Source organism: Bacillus cereus group sp. MG9, from assembly GCF_040459995.1.
Taxonomy (GTDB): domain Bacteria; phylum Bacillota; class Bacilli; order Bacillales; family Bacillaceae_G; genus Bacillus_A; species Bacillus_A mycoides.
Map to the genome: position 1 here is coordinate 1,783,546 of NZ_JARVHC010000001.1, position 17,301 is coordinate 1,800,846.

Genomic DNA, 17,301 nt, shown 5'->3' on the forward strand with positions numbered 1-17,301 from the left:
TATCTTTTACATATCAAAAAGCTGAATCATTGTATACAATAAGACTAGATCAACAATTTGTATGGAGTGATAAAGATGGAAGCTTTTATTAGAAGTGATCAATATAATTTTATAAAATCACAAGCTTATATTTTAGCAAATGGGCACGCAACGGCAAATGATAGAGGTGTAATTCAAGCGTTAAAATCACTTGCGATTGAAAAAATAATACATGTATTTGAAAATTTAACAGATGAACAGAAAGAGTTAATTGATACGGTATTAACAGTTCAAAATAGAGAAGATGCAGAATCGTTTTTACTGAAAATAAATCCGTATGTCATTCCGTTTCAGGAAGTTACAGCGCAAACATTAAAAAAATTATTTCCTAAAGCGAAAAAATTAAAACTTCCTGATATGGAAGAACTGGACATGAAAGAATTATCTTATTTAAGCTGGATTGATAAAGGGTCAAGCAGGAAATTTATTATAGCGAAAAATGATAAAAATAAGTTTGTTGGTCTGCAAGGAACGTTCCAAAGTTTAAATAAAAAGAGCATTTGTTCATTATGTCATGGACATGAAGAAGTAGGGATGTTTTTAGTTGAAATTAAAGGTAATATACCAGGAACTTTCGTGAAAAAGGGAAACTATATTTGTAAAGATGGTGTAGCTTGTAATCAGAATATGAAATCTCTTGATAAATTGAATGATTTTATTGAACGATTGAAGAAATAAAGAAAAAACCTCTAGTATTTAAACTGGAGGTTTTTATTTTTTGAAGAAGTAGTAATAGGCTTCTTTTATAGCTGTAAATTTATAAAAAAAGTCGGGTCATTTATAATGAAATTAGATAAAAATATCTATTTGGATACAGTTGCTTATTTTGAAGGAGGTAAAACATGAATTACATTTCACCGAAAGAAGAGATATTAAAAATGAAACGGTGGCCTAAAGATACGATAGCGGCGGGGCGTGGTCATTCTGTTGGTCTCAAATCGGATGGCACAGCGGTAGCAGTGGGGCGAAATAAAGAAGGAGAATGCAATGTAAGCAGCTGGTGTGATATTGAAGCAGTCGCTGCGGGCAATGTTCATATGGCGACGAACACTGGGAACGCTCATACAATCGCTCTTAAAAGTGATAATACTGTGGTAGCTGTGGGTTGGAATAAGCATGAACAATGTGATGTAAATGATTGGAATAATGTTGTAGCGGTTGCGGCAGGGTGGCGTCGTACCATTGGCCTTAAACCGGATGGCACAGTAATAGCAGTGGGGCGAAATAAAGAAGGAGAATGTAATATAAGTAGCTGGAGAGATATTGTGGCGGTCACGGCGGGTGACTGGCATACAGTCGGTCTTAAAATGGACGGTACAGTGACGACTGTGGGTAATAATCGATATGGCCAATGCAATGTAAGTGGATGGCGTGGTATGGTGGAGTTGGCGGCAGGTTATCTTCATACTGTTGGTTTGAAATCGGATGGCAAAGTGATGGCAGTGGGTAATAATAAACTTGGTCAATGTGATGTAGGCAGCTGGAAAGATATTATGGCAATAGCAGCTGGTACGAATCATACAATCGGACTTAAATCAGACGGTACCGTGGTGGCAGTCGGCTGGAATGAGTATGGTCAATGTAATGTAAGCGATTGGCGTGATATTGTAGCGATAGCGGCGGGTTGTGCGCATACGGTCGGTCTGAAATTAGATGGCACGGTGGTAGCAGTAGGTGATAATACATACGGTCAATGCGATGTAGGTAGTTGGCGCAGTATCCGATTGCCCGGTAAATAGTTTTTAATAACTATTTGTTGATAGATAATTTACAATAAATCACCAGTAATATTATTCTATTTTATGAGTAATTATGGAATAGGATATGTAGATAAGAATCCCTTTTTAAAAGAGGTTCTTATTCTTTTTCCGTAAAATGAGTGTCTAAATGGAATTTTTGAACAAACTTTATTTCAAAGCTACAGTAGAAAGTATAAATTACAAATAAAGCATAGGAGAGCTGAAGAAATGCTTAAAAAGTTTTTGCTTTCTTTACCGGATGTTTTACTTGTATGCATTGTTATCTACATAACATACACAACTACTCTTAGTTTTGTACAGATGTTAGTAATTTCAATTGCAATCGGAATCGTCGGTGGTTTTGTTATAAGAATTTGTAAGGATGTATTCACGTATATAAGGTGGACAATTAAACAGAGGAAATCTTGAATACGTTGTATTGCTATTAGGAGGAGAGGAAATGACTAAGAAAAAAAGTAGAGTGAAAAATGAAATAGCACTTTGGACATTAACAGCGGTTGTTCTCATCATTGTATGGTACTTTTTTCAAAGATAAAAATGCATCGTACTTAAAAGGTACGATGCATTTTTATTATTATTTTTGCCAATTTTCTTTTATAAAGTCTTCACGGCCAGATTCTTTTTGCTCAGTAGCATATTTCTCTGGATTCTTTTTATAGAAATGCTGGTGGTATTCCTCTGCTTCATAAAAAGGTGCAGCTGAGCGAATTTCAGTCACAATAGGACCTTTAAACATACCGCTTTCTGCTAGCGTTTGCTTTGATTTTTCTGCAAGCTCTTTTTGTGTTTCATTATGATAAAAAATTGCTGTGCGGTAAGATGGACCACGATCGAAAAATTGTCCGCCGTCATCAGTTGGATCAATTTGTGGCCAATATAAATCTAGTAATTTTTGATAAGGAAAAATAGAAGGATCGAATGTAATTTGTACAACTTCTAAATGTCCAGATGTTCCAGTTTTTACTTGTTCGTATGTTGGGTTTTCTACATGACCACCTGCATAGCCGGAAAGTACTTTTTGAATACCGGGAAGCTCATCAAATGGTTTTACCATGCACCAAAAACAACCGCCTGCGAAGGTTGCGAGTTCGTATGTTTTTTCAGACATTGCTGTAATCCTCCTAAATATATATGTTTTATACAGTATTATATAAAATGTTTTATTGCGCAATAAAAAAGATTTAGAAGTGAATAAAAATTGAAATATATTTCTTTATAAAGTCTTTAAAATTCCTTCAAAGTTTCTTTTTTTCTGAGTGTTATGATGTAAATCGAAGTGAATATGTGAGGTGATAGGCAATGAATCCACGTATGAAAATTAATAGTTTACAACAAAAAATGAAAGAGAGACTAATATGAAAAAGGAATTTATACAAAGTGATTTAAGAAATATATTGATTGCGGCGTGCTTACTATTAGGGTTAGTTATTTTCGGATATTTTTTAATTAATAATTACCCAGGTACAAATGAAAAAAAGAAGTTAAGAGACGTAACATCTACTTCAGAATCAATTACATCTCTTACGAATTCAAATGCCAAAAAAAGGGTTACAAAAACTTTTAATATTACGGCGAAAGTAGCAAGTGTAGATTTGGGAAATGGGAAAAAGGTAGATGCATGGACCTTTGATGGAACATCACCGGGTACTCAAATTCGAGTTAAACAAGGTGAACGTATTGTTGTAAATTTGAAAAATGAATTACCAGAACCGGTTACAATCCATTGGCACGGATTAGATGTTCCTGCGGCGGTAGATGGTGTTCCAGGTGTTACGCAAAATGCTATAAAACCAGGTGAAACATATACATACGCATTTAATGCTGATCAGGTGGGGACATATTGGTATCATTCACATCAAAAAAGTGCAATACAAACGGAACGGGGACTATTTGGAACCATTGTTATTGAACCGAATAAACCAGCTGTAAAATATGAAAAGGATTATACAGTGGCGATCCATGAATGGAAAACAGGAGCCATAAAAACCCGTAAGCATAATGGCGAACAAGATAAAGATTGGGATAGCTATCCTAGCAATCATATTCGAAATGAAAAGGCGCAAACTTTAGAAGGACCGTTAATGATGCCAAGTAATGATCAACTCAAAGATTTATCTGATGGAGATGATTACGATGTATTTACATTAAATGATACAAGTGAGGGACTACGATTGGATGCAAAACCAGGTGAAACAGTACGCCTTCGCTTAATTAATGCTGGGAATAATACGCATTTAATGACATTAGTTGGGGCGCCATTTCAAATTATTGCATTAGATGGTCGTGACATAAAAGGTGGGGACGAGCTAGATAAAGCAATTCTTCCGATGGGAGCTGCACAACGTTATGACCTTGTTTTTAAAATGCCAGAAACAACGAGTGTAAAACTTATTAATGTTGATCCATCTAAGAAAATGAATCGAATGTTAACGACGACTATTGGGAACGGTTCTTTGCCGAAAAAACCTGTTGATATAAAGAGTTATCCATGGTTTGACTTTACGAAATATGGAGAAAAAGAAGTTGGCAAGTTTACGATAGATTCAAAGTTTACAAAAGTCTATGATATGGATTTGGCAGAAGGTGTGAAAGATGTAAATGGACAAGAAAAATGGGTGTATACGATTAATGGAAAGACATCACCTGACATTCCACCAATTAAAGTAGAGAAAGGGGATAAAGTTAAGATTCGATTTAAAAATAAGGGGGAAGAAATTCATCCAATGCATTTGCATGGACACACATTCCAGGTTATTTCTAAAAATGGTAAACCAATGGAGGGAAGTCCGATTTACTTAGATACAGTTAATGTTTTTCCGGGAGAAGAATATGAAATTGCTCTAGAGGCAAATAATAGTGGACTATGGATGGTTCATTGTCATCATCTCGTTCATGCGGAAAAAGGAATGCATACGATGATGAATTATGAGGGGGTAACTACTCCGTTTTCTACAGGAGATCACGCGGGTAATCATCCAGAATAATAATACGGAGGTTTTCATGCTTTATAGAATGATAGTATTTATTGTAATAAGTACAAGTATATTTTTATTTTCTCATAGTAGTGTATTTGCTCATACAAGTGTTGTAGGAGCCACCCCTAAAGAGGGTGAGGTTCTTACAGTACAACCGGAACAGATTATTCTTGAATTTAGTGAACCAGTTGCGGGAAATGTAGTTAATATTGAATTGCTAGATGCAAGTGCAAAGAGAGTGCAAGTATCAAAGGTTGAAATATTAGATAACCCAGCAAAAATAAAAGTGAAAATACCAAACTTAAATAATGGTACTTACACAGTAAGGTGGTCTATGATTTCTGCAGACGGACATCCGAGTGAGGGAGGCTATCCCTTTTCAATTGGAGAAGAAGTACAAACTAATGTAGTGGTAGAGGAAAATGCGAGTGGGAGTGGCTCAGTATTTTCAGATGTTATGATAGTAACACTACGCTATATTGTAGAGGGAATGATTTTAATTGGAGCAGGAGTAAAGTGGCTCGATATGTTTGTAAAGCGTTATAGATTACCTTCCATATTGCAAAGAATGAAGAATATGAAAAAGATTTTTTTCTCTATACTTGTAATAGGATTAATAGCCGAATTAATAGTGTATAAGTCAATTATTCCGAAGGAGAGTTTACTTATTCATTCGCCATTTTCAGTTATTATTATGATTCAACTGCTATTATTAGTTCTTATGTCTTTGCGGCATATGGGGAACGAATGGTATGCGCTAATTTGGGGATTTCTTGTTGCGAGTTTTTCTTTCACAGGTCATGTATGGATTACTAATCCAAATTGGGCAGCAGTTATAATTAGAATGGTCCACGTAATGAGTATTGCAGTGTGGCTAGGAGCACTTATTTATTTAGCTCTTGTTATAGCGTGGACAACATTATACAAAATTACATTTGATCAAAAGAGTTTCCGTAAGCATTTTAGCATTATTGCTGGTACTTCATTTATTCTAGCATTTCTTTCTGGGGAATTAATTGTGTTTTTACAGACAAGGAATTGGGTACTTTTTAATTTTAATTCAATATGGACGAACCTTTTAAATATAAAGATTCTTACTGTATGTATAATTACAATTGTAGCATGGAGACAAACGAAAACATGGGGTAACGATATCGGAACAGTTAATCGCCGTTTATTGCTCTTAGAAATTGTTCTAGCTATACTCGTATTATTAGCTGGTATTTGGATGAGTCAAGTTTCGTTTCCGGTGAATTCTGTAACTAGCTAAAATTATAATGTTCATAGGAGTTCTGTAATGTCAATCCGTATTAGATTGCTGTTGTCGTATGTTGCGATGGTAATTATTCCAATCGTTTTTTGCGGTATAGCAGTTATGTTAATTAGTGTTACTTTATTTGGTGATATTCGTATTGCAAAAGCAATCATTGGCCTTAATCAAAATAGTCATTCTCTCATTGATAAAGAGCAGGAGGGAGCTATTCGTACAAAAGAAGATGAAGATGATATTTTTAGTAGGTTGAAAATTCTTTCATCGTATGCTCCAGATAAATTGGAGGATATAAATTTTTTAAAGGAAACTGATAAAGAATTAAACGATAATCAAGCAGGATTACTAATTCGAAAAAATGATGAGCTTAAATATTCATCCCCATATTTTAAAATCTCTTCGTTTGATAAATACCTACCCACATTTGAAACGGAAGGACAAAGAAAGGGAATGGATGTGAAAATAGAGGGTAATTCTTTTTACTATAAGCAATTTGATTACTACGATGAAGAGAAGGATAAGGTTAGTATTTTTGTATTTGAGTATGTAAATCCTTTAGAAGAAATGATTAGAGAATTTTTCCCGTATTTCGTATGCTCTTTAATACTGGGGTTAATTATTACGAATGGAATATTAACATATTTTATATCACGGAGTATTATTAAACCATTGCATTCATTAAAGCAGGCAACGGAAAGAATTCAAAAGGGTGATTTAGATTTTCAAGTAAAGCCACTTGCGAAAGATGAAATAGGTGAATTAAGTTTATCGTTTGAAGAGATGCGTGGCAGGTTGAAGGAATCGGTCGAGTTGCAAATGCAATATGAAAAGAATCGTAAAGAGTTGCTTTCAAATATTTCTCATGATTTACGGACGCCGATAACGGCTATTAAAGGTTATGTACAAGGAATTAAAGAAGGTATCGCTCGAACTCCAGAACAATTAGATAAATATTTAACGATTATTTATCATAAAGTGTTTGATATGGATCAATTAATTGACGAGCTTTTTCTCTTTTCAAAACTTGATTTGAAAGAGGAACCGTTTCAATTTGAAGAGGTTGAAATTAATCAATACTTATCTGATTGTATAGAAGAACTACAGCTTGAATTGCAAGATAAGGGAATTGCAGTGAGTTGGGATGCTCAAAAGGATACTTCTATTTTGGTAAAAGGTGATCGTGAAAAATTACGTCGTGTTATTACAAATATCATTTGGAATAGTGTGAAGTATATGGATAAAGAAGAAGGATATATAGGAATTCGCATGACCGAATCTATTGATTATGTAACGATTTACATAAAAGATAATGGGATAGGAATAGAGGAGAAGGCGATGCCTTATATATTTGAAAGATTTTATCGTGCAGATCATTCTAGAAATTCTAAAACGGGTGGAAGCGGACTTGGTTTGTCAATTGCACATCAGATTATCACACAACATGGTGGTGATATTTGGGTAGAAAGCAAAAAAGGTAAAGGAACGACGCTGGCATTTACATTACAAAAAATCAATTAGAAAAAGGAGAGCATCTTGAAAAGAATTTTAATTATTGAAGATGAAGCTATTATAGCAGAGTTAGAAAAGGATTATTTAGAGGTTGCTGGGTATACAGTAGATATTGATTACTCTGGCGAAAAAGGTTTACAAAGAGTTCTTCTGGAGGATTATGACTTGTTAATTTTAGACATAATGTTACCGGGAATAGATGGATATGAAATATGTAAACAAGTTCGATTGAAAAAGGACATACCAATACTTATGGTGTCCGCAAAACAAGAGGAAATCGATAAAATTAAAGGGTTAGGTTTTGGAGCAGATGATTATATTATAAAACCATTTAGCCCAAGTGAAATGGTGGCGCGTGTAAACGCTCATCTAGCCCGTTATGATCGTTTAACAGGGAAGCGAGAACAAATAAAAGATGAAATTCGTATTCGAGGATTGCTTATTGATAAATCGGCACGACGTGTATTTATAAATGGAACTGAGGTCATGTTAACAGGAAAAGAATTTGATTTATTAACTTGTATGGCGGAACATCCAAACCAAGTATTTAGTAAAGATCGTCTCTTTGAAACTGTCTGGGGGATGGATGTAATTGGTGATGCAGCAACGGTTGCTGTACATGTGAAAAATATTCGTCAAAAAATTGAACTCGATCCATTTGATAAATCATACATTGAAACAATTTGGGGAGTAGGATATCGTTTTACACACTAATAAAAAAGCCAGCATTTTTGCTGGCTTTTTTATTGTAAATGAATTTACAAACAAGATCCTCCGCTAACATCAATCAATTGTCCAGTAACCCAGCGACTATCAGGAGAAGCGAGAAATGCAGCAGTGTCGGCAATGTCTTCTACTTCACCTAATCGATTGAAAGCTGAAATGTTAGTAGCATATTGTTTCATCATTGGATCGCTCAAGAGTTCCGCATTCATATCTGTTTTAATGAAGCCTGGAAGTATTGCATTTACAGTAATACCTCGTGCGCCAAGTTGTTTTGCTAGAGTGAAAGTCATTGTGTTAATTGCACCTTTCGTCATACTATATGCAACGAAATCAGGTAAAGAAATGCGAGTTGCGGCTGATGAGATATTAACAATCCGGCTATTGTCACGTAAACGCGGTAGAGCTTGTTGGATGATGAAGAATGGTGCTTTTGCATTTACTGAAACGATTCTATCAAAAAATTGTTCAGTCGTTTCTTCAATAAAAGCACCAGGTCCAATTCCAGCGTTGTTTATTAAAATATCAAATTCCGTTCCACCAGTTCGCTTTTGCAATTCAGTATCTAAAGAATTATATAGGTTTTCTACACCGTGTAAAGATTCAAGATTTGCACCGATAGAAAAAGCTGATCCGCCATTTGATTGAATTTCATGAACAGTTTCTTCAGCATCTTCTTTTCGGTTACCATAATGAACAGCAACTAATGCACCATCGTTTGCTAAACGTTTTGCGATAGCACGTCCAATTCCTCGGCTTGCTCCAGTAACTAATGCTATTTTACCTTTTAACATAGTTCCCTCATCTCCTCATGAAATTTTTATATGTTTTAAGTTGTTTTTCTTTATGTAGAAAAGCAAACATACTTAAGTAATATATGAGTACGTGTAAGAAGTTCATTCCAATTTTGTTTTGAGAAAAATAAACAACCTTTTGGTGTATGAATTGAACTTTAAAAATGAATTTTTAAAAAAATGTTGACAATGAAAAGAACAAAGTCCTATAATACGTTTAACAAATAAAAGTCAATTATGAATTTTCAGACTTTATATTATGTATATGCAAAGAAGAGGAAAGTAGATGATTATGATCGTTTCAGAGAGCTACTCCAAGGCTGCGAGAGTAGTAAGCATCGAATCATTGAATATCACCTCGGAGCATCGCTTGCGAAAGGGAAACTGAGTAGAGGGCGGCGGTATCGTCTCCGGTAAAAGGACGGGGGTCTGGTTGGACCTACAAAGCTTATATTTCGTGAGAAGTGTAAGGAAGCTGAGTGGTAACGCGAAACTCTCGCCTCAGCAATCAAAGCTACTATTAAGTAGTAGTTGATTGCTGAGGTGAGAGTTTTTATTTTAAAAAATAGATTAAGTAAGAGAAAAAATGTGTAAGAAGGGATTTGACAAGATGAGAAGTGACATGATTAAAAAAGGTTTTGATAAAGCTCCGCATCGTAGTTTATTAAAAGCAACTGGTTTAAAAGATGAAGATTTTGATAAACCATTCATAGCAATTTGTAATTCTTTTATTGAAATTATTCCAGGTCATAAGCACTTAAATGAGTTTGGGAAACTTGTTAAAGAAGCAGTACGTGCAGCAGGCATGGTTCCATTTGAATTTAATACAATTGGAGTAGATGACGGTATTGCGATGGGTCATATCGGTATGCGTTATTCGCTTCCGAGTCGTGAAATCATTGCAGATTCAGTAGAAACGGTTGTAAATGCACACTGGTTTGACGGAATGATTTGTATTCCAAACTGTGACAAAATTACACCAGGTATGATGATGGCTGCACTTCGAATAAACATTCCAACTGTTTTCGTTTCAGGTGGTCCGATGGCAGCGGGGAAAACATCTAAAGGGGAAGTTGTCGATTTAAGTTCTGTTTTTGAAGGGGTAGGAGCCTATCAATCTGGGAAAATTTCAGAAGAAGAATTAAAGGATATTGAAGATCATGGCTGTCCATCTTGTGGTTCTTGTTCCGGTATGTTTACAGCGAACTCTATGAACTGTTTATGTGAAGTGTTAGGTTTAGCTCTTCCTGGTAACGGGAGTATTTTAGCGATTGATCCAAGACGTGAGGAGTTAATTAAACAAGCAGCAGAAAAATTAAAAATTTTAATTGAAAGAGATATTAAACCACGCGACATTGTAACAGAAGAAGCAATTGATGATGCGTTTGCACTTGATATGGCGATGGGTGGATCAACGAATACAGTATTACACACGTTAGCACTAGCACAAGAGGCGGGGTTAGATTACGATATGAACCGCATTGATGCAGTTTCAAGGCGTGTACCGCATTTATGTAAAGTAAGTCCAGCTTCTAATTGGCATATGGAAGATATCGATCGCGCAGGCGGGATTAGTGCAATTTTGAAAGAGATGAGCCGAAAAGAAGGGGTACTTCACCTTGATCGTATAACTGCTACTGGGCAAACATTAAGAGAAAACATTGCTCATGCAGAGATTCAAGATAAGGAAGTTATTCATTCTCTAGAAAATCCTCATAGTGAAGAAGGAGGATTACGTATATTAAAAGGAAACCTTGCGAAAGACGGAGCGGTTATTAAAAGCGGAGCAACAGAAGTAAAACGATTTGAAGGACCTTGCGTTATTTTTAATTCACAAGATGAGGCGCTTGCCGGCATTATGCTTGGGAAAGTTAAGAAAGGAGATGTAGTTGTTATTCGCTATGAAGGACCAAGAGGCGGACCTGGTATGCCGGAAATGTTAGCACCAACATCAGCAATTGCTGGTATGGGATTAGGAGCAGATGTTGCACTTTTAACTGATGGTCGCTTCTCTGGTGCTTCACGTGGTATTTCGGTAGGGCACATTTCACCAGAAGCAGCAGCTGGCGGAACGATTGCATTTCTTGAACAAGGAGATATTGTATGTATTGATGTTGAGGAACGCTTGTTAGAAGTGAGAGTTAGTGATGAGGAATTAGAGAAGCGTAAAAAAGGGTGGAAACGACCAGAACCAAAAGTGAAAACTGGGTGGCTTGGACGTTATGCACAAATGGTAACATCGGCGAATACAGGTGCAGTTCTGAAAATCCCGAATTTTGATTGAGCCAATATAAAAAGAGATAAGGATGATATAAAATGGTGCAAAATGTAAAGGAGAGAGTGAAAATTGAAGATATCTTAATGGCTCATAATTGCATGAAAGATATCGTTATTAAAACACCGTTACAACGAGATTCAGTTTTATCTGAGAAATATGAATGTGACGTATATGTTAAGCGAGAAGATTTACAAGTTATTCGTTCTTTCAAAATTCGTGGTGCGTATAATTTAATTCAAAGTTTACCGAAAGAAAAGTTACAAAATGGTGTTGTTTGTGCAAGTGCTGGTAATCATGCACAAGGAGTTGCTTATACGTGTAATTTATTGAAGATTCCGTCAAAAATTTTCATGCCGACAACGACACCTAAGCAAAAAGTATCACAAGTTGAATTTTTCGGTGGTGATTTCGCAGACATTGTATTAGTTGGTGATACATTTGATAGTTCTTTCCAAGAGGCGCAGCGCTATTGTGTAGAAAATAGGATGACATTTGTACATCCGTTTGATGATCCGTATGTCGTTGCTGGTCAAGGAACAGTCGCTGTTGAAATTATGCATGATATGGAGAAACCAGTTGATTATATATTTACAGCAATTGGCGGTGGTGGATTAGCATCTGGTATTGGTACATATGTAAAGGGGGTTAGTCCTACTACAAAGGTAATCGGTGTAGAACCGATGGGAGCTGCATCTATGAAAGAAGCTTTTCTTCAAAATGAAAATGTTGCATTAGAAAAGATTGATAGTTTTGTTGATGGAGCAGCTGTTAAGAAGGTAGGAAAGTTAACTTTTGAAACATGTAAAGATGTAATTGATGACATAGTTTTAGTACCAGAGGGAAAGGTTTGTACGACGATTTTAGAACTGTATAAGAAAAATGCAATTGTAGCAGAGCCAGCTGGTGCGCTTTCTATTGCGGCACTTGATCTATACAGAGATGAAATAAAGGGAAAAACAGTTGTATGCACGTTAAGTGGTGGAAATAATGATATTGATAGAATGCAAGAAATGAAAGAACGATCCCTTATTCATGAAGGATTAAAGCACTATTTCATCATTGAATTTCCGCAACGTTCAGGAGCACTACGAGAGTTTCTTGATAAAGGATTAGGACCGGAAGATGATATTACTCGCTTTGAGTATATTAAGAAACATAATAAAGAAAATGGTCCAGCTTTAGTGGGGGTAGAATTAAAGCATAAGGAAGACTATGAAGCTTTAATTACTCGTTTTCAAGAAAATAACATTCAATTCGTGGAGCTTAATAAAAATCCTGTGCTGTTTGATTTACTTATTTAATAAAAGAAAAGAGTTAACATACAATTCTACTTGAAATAAAAAAGATAGATACAGGAGGGAAATCCTGCTTGTTCTATCTTTTTTATTCTTTGAAAGTTAAACGAAATACGCTCCATATTCAAGAAGGATAAAGCTAGTTAACCAAAAAAGTATTGCAATACGAATGATTACATACATTGTAAATTCAAAGGGAGTAAGTTTTCTCTCTCGCTTTATTTTTCTTAGAAGTCTAACAGAAAAAAATGAACATAAAAGCAGGATCGCTATAGATATTTTATACACGTTTTCTAACAGACTTATATTTTCTAATAAGTTTTTCAGCATATTCATCACCTATCCCGTAATGTATGTTACAGAGAAATGAATTTCGTGCTGTTTAGTTGCGTTTGTTTATTATTTTCCCAGTATCATCAATTTCTACATCAGTTGAAACCGTTTGTAAATATTGCAGTGCTTTTTTCTTTTCTTCTTCATTTACAGGAGAAACTTGGTTGTTGCGAATGATGTAAGGATTGAATGACATTTGGACATCCTTACCTTTAAAGGTTAAAGTTAATACGCCTGTTTCGGCACTCTTTCCATTTACATAATTCGGGAATAAAAAGTTTCCTAACGAGTATGCGATAGGAACTTTATTGTAATACTCAAATCCTTGTAACCAATGCGGGTGACTTCCAACGATTGCATCAGCACCCGCCTCTACCATTTTCGGAACATATTGTTTCTGGTATTCTATTGGACGATTAGATTTTTCGACGCCCCAATGCATATAGACGATGACATAATCAGCATCTTTCTTTTGCTCTTGAATCGTTTTTGTTACAAGATCTAGGTCATATCCGTTTGCAACGCCGGGTTTATTGTCACCAGCTACCCAATTAAAGTTGGGCATAAAGCGTACAAAGGAAAGAAATTTAAACTTTTTTCCTTTTACAGTTAGTTCACGAGCAGTATAAGCATCTTCAGCATTTTTTCCGGCTCCAGTGTAAGGTAGTTTTAATTTTTCGACGTGAGAAATGGTGTCTAGTAGTCCATCTTGCCCATAATCAAGCGTATGGTTATTGCCAATGTTCACGATGTCATATCCGGTGTTTTTAATGGCTTGTAGTGTGGATGGATCACTTTTAATCCAAAATTGTTGCCCAGGTACTCTTTTTTCTCTCGTTGTAAATGCTGACTCTAAATTAACAAAAGAAATATCAGCTTTCGTTATTTCTTCTTTTACGTGTTGGAATGGATAATCAGCCCCATTTTTTTCGATTACGGGACGTAATTGCCAATCGAACATTGTATCACCAGAGAAGGTGAGTGTGATTTCAGGGTCTTCGGTTTTCTTTTCGCTTTTTGAAGCTGTTTTACTAGATTTGTTTTGCATATCAGGTTTGTCTTTCGCTTTTGAAATAAAAGAGTAGTTGATTAATAAAACAATTGGTGTAATGAAAAAGGCTATTAACAGAAATCGTTTTAGTAAAGTTTTCATAAATACCTTCCCTTTTGAGTTTATCCCGCAATTAGATTAATAATGAATCTACTAAAGGCAATCGGTCTTTGTATAGTTACAAAAAAATAGCGGGTTATGTAGTGAAAAACGTTTGTCAATATTCACAATATTACGTTAACATATAGGTAACCTGTAAATCAATGTATAAACCAAAATATAGAAATAAAGAATTCGAAGGGTGAAGAATGAGAAATGGTTATATTAGGAGCAGTTGTAAATGGGATTTGTATTATATTTGGTACTTTACTTGGTAAATTATTTAGTGCGATTCCAGAAAGTATGAAGGGAACAATTATGCATGCAATTGGTTTAGCGGTTACTGTACTTGGACTTCAAATGGCATTAAAAAGTGAAAATTTTCTTGTTGTCATACTAAGTTTAGTTATTGGTACGGTAATCGGAGAATGGCTACAATTAGAAGAAAGGTTAAAACTGTTAGGGGATTGGCTAGAAAATAAAGTTGGATCGAAAGGGAAAGGGAGCATATCAGAAGGCTTTGTAACAGCCACGCTTATTTTTGCAATCGGAGCGATGGGGATACTTGGTGCATTGGACAGTGGGATTCGCGGAAATCATGATATTTTATTTACAAAGGCGATTATCGATGGATTCATTTCTATTATATTAACGACAACTCTAGGAATTGGCGTAGTATTTTCAGCGATTCCAGTGATTTTATATGAGGGAGGTATTGCAGTTTTTGCAACACAAATTAATAGTTTTGTTCCAAAAGAATTAATGAATCAATTTATAGTGGAAATGACGGCTACTGGCGGTATTATGATATTCGCAATCGGATTAAACTTACTTGGATTTATTAAAATTAAAGTGGCAAATTTACTTCCAGGCATATTAATGGTTGGAGTAATTGTTTCTATTATATACGGTTATGGTTTGATAATAAGTCATTAGGGGAAGGGATATAGATGATGGAATTCCAATTTACAAAACGTGCATATAAAATATTGGAGATTGCAGCAGAAGAGGCTGAGTGTAGTAAAGGTATTATCCATCCAGTTCATCTATTTATAGGAGCTTGTAAGGAAGGTACTGGAGTTTGCGCGGAGTTACATATGTATTTATTTCACACGGTGGGTATGGGTTTTTTAGCAAAGATATCGTTACTCCAACAATATTATGCAAATGAAATAGAATACATAAATGTTGGGGAGTTTAAAGTTTCAAATAAGACGATAGAAGTTTTAAAAGTAGCGAAGAAACGGATGGAACGTTTTCAGCAAATAGTAATAAATGAAGGGCATGTTTTATATGCAATTTTTCAAGGGGATACAGTTATTGATAAGGTTATAAGTGAAAAGATGAAAAAAGATCTATTGCAAATTACATCTGAACCAAGAGACTTGACGGTTGCATTAACAATATTTGATCCTATTTGTAATAGTTTAAGCTGTAATATTAGAAAAGCGATTTCTTCTGATTTTGAAAAGTTGGCACGTTTTGTTAAGGATGAATTTGGTGAGCGTTGGTTAAAATCTTTAGATTATGGATTTCGGACATATAAAGAAGAGTTACCTATTTTTATTGCTGAACAAGGAGGAGAAATCATTGGTTTCGCTTGTTACGATGTTGTGAGAGGAAAGAAAGGGTTGTTTGGCCCGATGGGTACAGCGAAACATAATCGTGTGAACGGTATTGGGAAGACGTTATTGAATCATTGTTTATATAACATGAAGAAAAGCGGATATGAGTATGCAATTATAGGACAAGCAGGTCCGATTGAGTTTTACGAGCGATGCTGTAATGCACGTTTAATACCCATAGGAGATAATTAACTCTATCCCTTTGCAAAGAATGCAAAGGGATAGAGTTTTATTATGTATAAAGCAAATTACTAAACTTTTTCTAGAAAACGGTGTAGAATGGGTATCGAATGAAAGAAGGTGTGAAAATGGCCAGCTGGAAACGAAATTTAATGATTTGTTGGCTAGGTTGTTTTACCACTGCAGCCGGTATGAGTTTAGTAATTCCTTTTTTATCTTTTTATATTGAGGAATTAGGGGTGACCGGCACTTCTAGTATTGCACAGTGGTCGGGACTTGCATTTGGTGTGACATTTTTAATGGGTGCGATCGTATCACCAATATGGGGCAAGCTTGGTGATATACATGGTCGGAAATTGATGCTTATACGTGCGAGCCTTGGTATGGCGATAATTATGACGCTTATGGGGTTTGTGACAGATGTGTATCAATTAGTCGCACTTCGGTTTTTAATGGGATCGGTATCAGGTTTCCTTTCTACAGCGATGACACTTATTGCTGCAGAAACTCCGCAAGAACATTCAGGTTGGGCAATTTCTACAATCTCAACTGGAGGCGTGAGCGGTTCATTACTTGGGCCGATACTCGGAGGTTATTTGTCAGAGTTAATCGGAATGCGCCATGTTTTTCTAGTTACAGGAGCTTTCTTATTCCTGTCCTTTCTTATCGTCTTTTTCTTCTTACATGAGGAGAAACATTCTGCTAAAGAAAAAAAGGCACAGCCGAAAAAAGTATGGACGATGGTCCCTGCAAAACATTTAATAATAAGTTTATTTGTAGCAACGTTTATTATTCAGCTTGCAAATATGTCGATTCAACCTATTATTACGTTGTATGTAAAGCATTTGGCAGGACCAGGAACAGATCATATTGAAATGCTTGCAGGTGCAGTCATGTCTGCGACAGGATTAGCAGTTATTTTAGCAGCTCCTAAGCTAGGAAGATTATCAGATCATATTGGACCTCAAAAAACGTTAGTTGTAGCGTTGTTTGCTGCAGGAATTATTTTTATTCCGCAAGCATTTGTAACCTCAGCTTGGCAACTATTAATTCTTCGCTTTTTATTAGGTATTGCACAAGCAGGACTATTACCTTCCGTACAAACTCTACTAAAACAACATACGCCAACCCATGTAACGGGACGAATATTTGGATATAATCAATCGTTTCAGTTTTTAGGAAATATGATTGGGCCAGTACTTGGTGGACAAATTGCAGCTCATGCAGGCTTCCAATATGTTTTCTTCTCTACATCATCACTATTATTTATTGCGTGCATTTGGGTTTATTTTCATAGTAAGAACGAAGAGGTATCAGAGAAACGACATTTGGAAGTTAGTTAACTATGTGAATGAAAAACAGAAAAAGGA

Annotated in this window: 16 protein-coding genes; 12 read left to right on the forward strand and 4 right to left on the reverse strand. The window is 35.6% G+C overall.

Annotation, left to right across the window (positions count from 1 at the left end):
- Positions 1 to 75: 75 nt before the first annotated feature.
- The 3 genes from QCI77_RS09200 to QCI77_RS09210 all read left to right on the forward strand — a co-directional run bounded on the left by QCI77_RS09200 (position 76) and on the right by QCI77_RS09210 (position 2,207).
- Positions 76 to 717: a FusB/FusC family EF-G-binding protein gene (locus QCI77_RS09200; RefSeq protein WP_002012159.1), complete on the forward strand. Its 642-nt coding sequence runs from the start codon at positions 76 to 78 to the stop codon at positions 715 to 717.
- A 164-nt stretch (positions 718 to 881) separates the two neighbouring features.
- Entirely contained in the window at positions 882 to 1,778 is an 897-nt protein-coding gene (locus QCI77_RS09205; protein ID WP_353824797.1) for an RCC1 domain-containing protein, read from the forward strand.
- Positions 1,779 to 2,006: 228 nt separating this feature from the next.
- The gene (locus QCI77_RS09210; RefSeq protein WP_002141267.1) at positions 2,007 to 2,207 is read left to right on the forward strand and encodes a hypothetical protein; all 201 of its coding nucleotides are present in this window, start codon (positions 2,007 to 2,009) and stop codon (positions 2,205 to 2,207) included.
- Positions 2,208 to 2,373: 166 nt separating this feature from the next.
- Here QCI77_RS09210 and msrA read toward each other — a convergent pair whose 3' ends face one another.
- Positions 2,374 to 2,907 (reverse strand): peptide-methionine (S)-S-oxide reductase MsrA, encoded by a 534-nt coding sequence (gene msrA, locus QCI77_RS09215; protein ID WP_044440446.1) that lies wholly within the window; start codon positions 2,905 to 2,907, stop codon positions 2,374 to 2,376.
- 247 nt (positions 2,908 to 3,154) lie between these two features.
- Between msrA and QCI77_RS09220 the strand changes: the two genes are divergently transcribed.
- The 4 genes from QCI77_RS09220 to QCI77_RS09235 are packed head-to-tail and all read left to right on the forward strand — an operon-like array spanning position 3,155 to position 8,267.
- The gene (locus tag QCI77_RS09220) at positions 3,155 to 4,783 is read left to right on the forward strand and encodes a multicopper oxidase family protein (protein ID WP_002141270.1); all 1,629 of its coding nucleotides are present in this window, start codon (positions 3,155 to 3,157) and stop codon (positions 4,781 to 4,783) included.
- Positions 4,784 to 4,799: 16 nt separating this feature from the next.
- Entirely contained in the window at positions 4,800 to 6,044 is a 1,245-nt protein-coding gene (locus QCI77_RS09225; RefSeq protein WP_328068755.1) for a copper resistance CopC/CopD family protein, read from the forward strand.
- A 27-nt stretch (positions 6,045 to 6,071) separates the two neighbouring features.
- Entirely contained in the window at positions 6,072 to 7,562 is a 1,491-nt protein-coding gene (locus QCI77_RS09230) for a sensor histidine kinase (RefSeq protein WP_353824798.1), read from the forward strand.
- Between the two features lie 15 nt (positions 7,563 to 7,577).
- Positions 7,578 to 8,267 carry a response regulator transcription factor gene (locus QCI77_RS09235; RefSeq protein WP_002031197.1) on the forward strand — a complete coding sequence of 230 codons (690 nt, stop codon included), beginning with the start codon at positions 7,578 to 7,580 and terminating at the stop codon, positions 8,265 to 8,267.
- A gap of 44 nt (positions 8,268 to 8,311) precedes the next feature.
- On the opposite strand, the gene QCI77_RS09240 is transcribed toward QCI77_RS09235, so the two are convergent.
- On the reverse strand, positions 8,312 to 9,070 hold the full coding sequence (locus QCI77_RS09240; RefSeq protein WP_002141274.1) for an SDR family oxidoreductase: 759 nt from the start codon (positions 9,068 to 9,070) through the stop codon (positions 8,312 to 8,314).
- A 610-nt stretch (positions 9,071 to 9,680) separates the two neighbouring features.
- Between QCI77_RS09240 and ilvD the strand changes: the two genes are divergently transcribed.
- Positions 9,681 to 11,354: a dihydroxy-acid dehydratase gene (gene ilvD, locus QCI77_RS09245; protein WP_353824799.1), complete on the forward strand. Its 1,674-nt coding sequence runs from the start codon at positions 9,681 to 9,683 to the stop codon at positions 11,352 to 11,354.
- A gap of 32 nt (positions 11,355 to 11,386) precedes the next feature.
- Positions 11,387 to 12,649 carry a threonine ammonia-lyase IlvA gene (ilvA, locus tag QCI77_RS09250; RefSeq protein ID WP_002012149.1) on the forward strand — a complete coding sequence of 421 codons (1,263 nt, stop codon included), beginning with the start codon at positions 11,387 to 11,389 and terminating at the stop codon, positions 12,647 to 12,649.
- A 96-nt stretch (positions 12,650 to 12,745) separates the two neighbouring features.
- Here the strand turns inward: ilvA and QCI77_RS09255 are convergent, their stop codons facing one another.
- Entirely contained in the window at positions 12,746 to 12,973 is a 228-nt protein-coding gene (locus tag QCI77_RS09255; protein WP_012260734.1) for a hypothetical protein, read from the reverse strand.
- A gap of 52 nt (positions 12,974 to 13,025) precedes the next feature.
- The gene (locus QCI77_RS09260) at positions 13,026 to 14,129 is read right to left on the reverse strand and encodes a CapA family protein (RefSeq protein WP_002141275.1); all 1,104 of its coding nucleotides are present in this window, start codon (positions 14,127 to 14,129) and stop codon (positions 13,026 to 13,028) included.
- A 213-nt stretch (positions 14,130 to 14,342) separates the two neighbouring features.
- Here QCI77_RS09260 and QCI77_RS09265 point away from each other — a divergent pair, with 213 nt between their 5' ends.
- From QCI77_RS09265 to QCI77_RS09275, 3 genes are all read left to right on the forward strand, one after another.
- Positions 14,343 to 15,062: a DUF554 domain-containing protein gene (locus QCI77_RS09265; RefSeq protein WP_000236011.1), complete on the forward strand. Its 720-nt coding sequence runs from the start codon at positions 14,343 to 14,345 to the stop codon at positions 15,060 to 15,062.
- A gap of 14 nt (positions 15,063 to 15,076) precedes the next feature.
- Positions 15,077 to 15,943 carry a GNAT family N-acetyltransferase gene (locus QCI77_RS09270; protein WP_113769374.1) on the forward strand — a complete coding sequence of 289 codons (867 nt, stop codon included), beginning with the start codon at positions 15,077 to 15,079 and terminating at the stop codon, positions 15,941 to 15,943.
- A 116-nt stretch (positions 15,944 to 16,059) separates the two neighbouring features.
- Entirely contained in the window at positions 16,060 to 17,274 is a 1,215-nt protein-coding gene (locus tag QCI77_RS09275) for a multidrug efflux MFS transporter (protein ID WP_002086285.1), read from the forward strand.
- Positions 17,275 to 17,301 lie beyond the last annotated feature (27 nt).

Coding starts and splice junctions, on each gene's coding strand:
- QCI77_RS09200 (WP_002012159.1), top strand. CDS start 76: ATGGAAGCTTTTATTAGAAGTGATCAATATAATTTTATAAAATCACAA.
- QCI77_RS09205 (WP_353824797.1), top strand. CDS start 882: ATGAATTACATTTCACCGAAAGAAGAGATATTAAAAATGAAACGGTGG.
- QCI77_RS09210 (WP_002141267.1), top strand. CDS start 2,007: ATGCTTAAAAAGTTTTTGCTTTCTTTACCGGATGTTTTACTTGTATGC.
- msrA (WP_044440446.1), bottom strand. CDS start 2,907: ATGTCTGAAAAAACATACGAACTCGCAACCTTCGCAGGCGGTTGTTTT.
- QCI77_RS09220 (WP_002141270.1), top strand. CDS start 3,155: ATGAAAAAGGAATTTATACAAAGTGATTTAAGAAATATATTGATTGCG.
- QCI77_RS09225 (WP_328068755.1), top strand. CDS start 4,800: ATGCTTTATAGAATGATAGTATTTATTGTAATAAGTACAAGTATATTT.
- QCI77_RS09230 (WP_353824798.1), top strand. CDS start 6,072: ATGTCAATCCGTATTAGATTGCTGTTGTCGTATGTTGCGATGGTAATT.
- QCI77_RS09240 (WP_002141274.1), bottom strand. CDS start 9,070: ATGTTAAAAGGTAAAATAGCATTAGTTACTGGAGCAAGCCGAGGAATT.
- ilvD (WP_353824799.1), top strand. CDS start 9,681: ATGAGAAGTGACATGATTAAAAAAGGTTTTGATAAAGCTCCGCATCGT.
- ilvA (WP_002012149.1), top strand. CDS start 11,387: ATGGTGCAAAATGTAAAGGAGAGAGTGAAAATTGAAGATATCTTAATG.
- QCI77_RS09255 (WP_012260734.1), bottom strand. CDS start 12,973: ATGCTGAAAAACTTATTAGAAAATATAAGTCTGTTAGAAAACGTGTAT.
- QCI77_RS09260 (WP_002141275.1), bottom strand. CDS start 14,129: ATGAAAACTTTACTAAAACGATTTCTGTTAATAGCCTTTTTCATTACA.
- QCI77_RS09265 (WP_000236011.1), top strand. CDS start 14,343: ATGGTTATATTAGGAGCAGTTGTAAATGGGATTTGTATTATATTTGGT.
- QCI77_RS09270 (WP_113769374.1), top strand. CDS start 15,077: ATGATGGAATTCCAATTTACAAAACGTGCATATAAAATATTGGAGATT.
- QCI77_RS09275 (WP_002086285.1), top strand. CDS start 16,060: ATGGCCAGCTGGAAACGAAATTTAATGATTTGTTGGCTAGGTTGTTTT.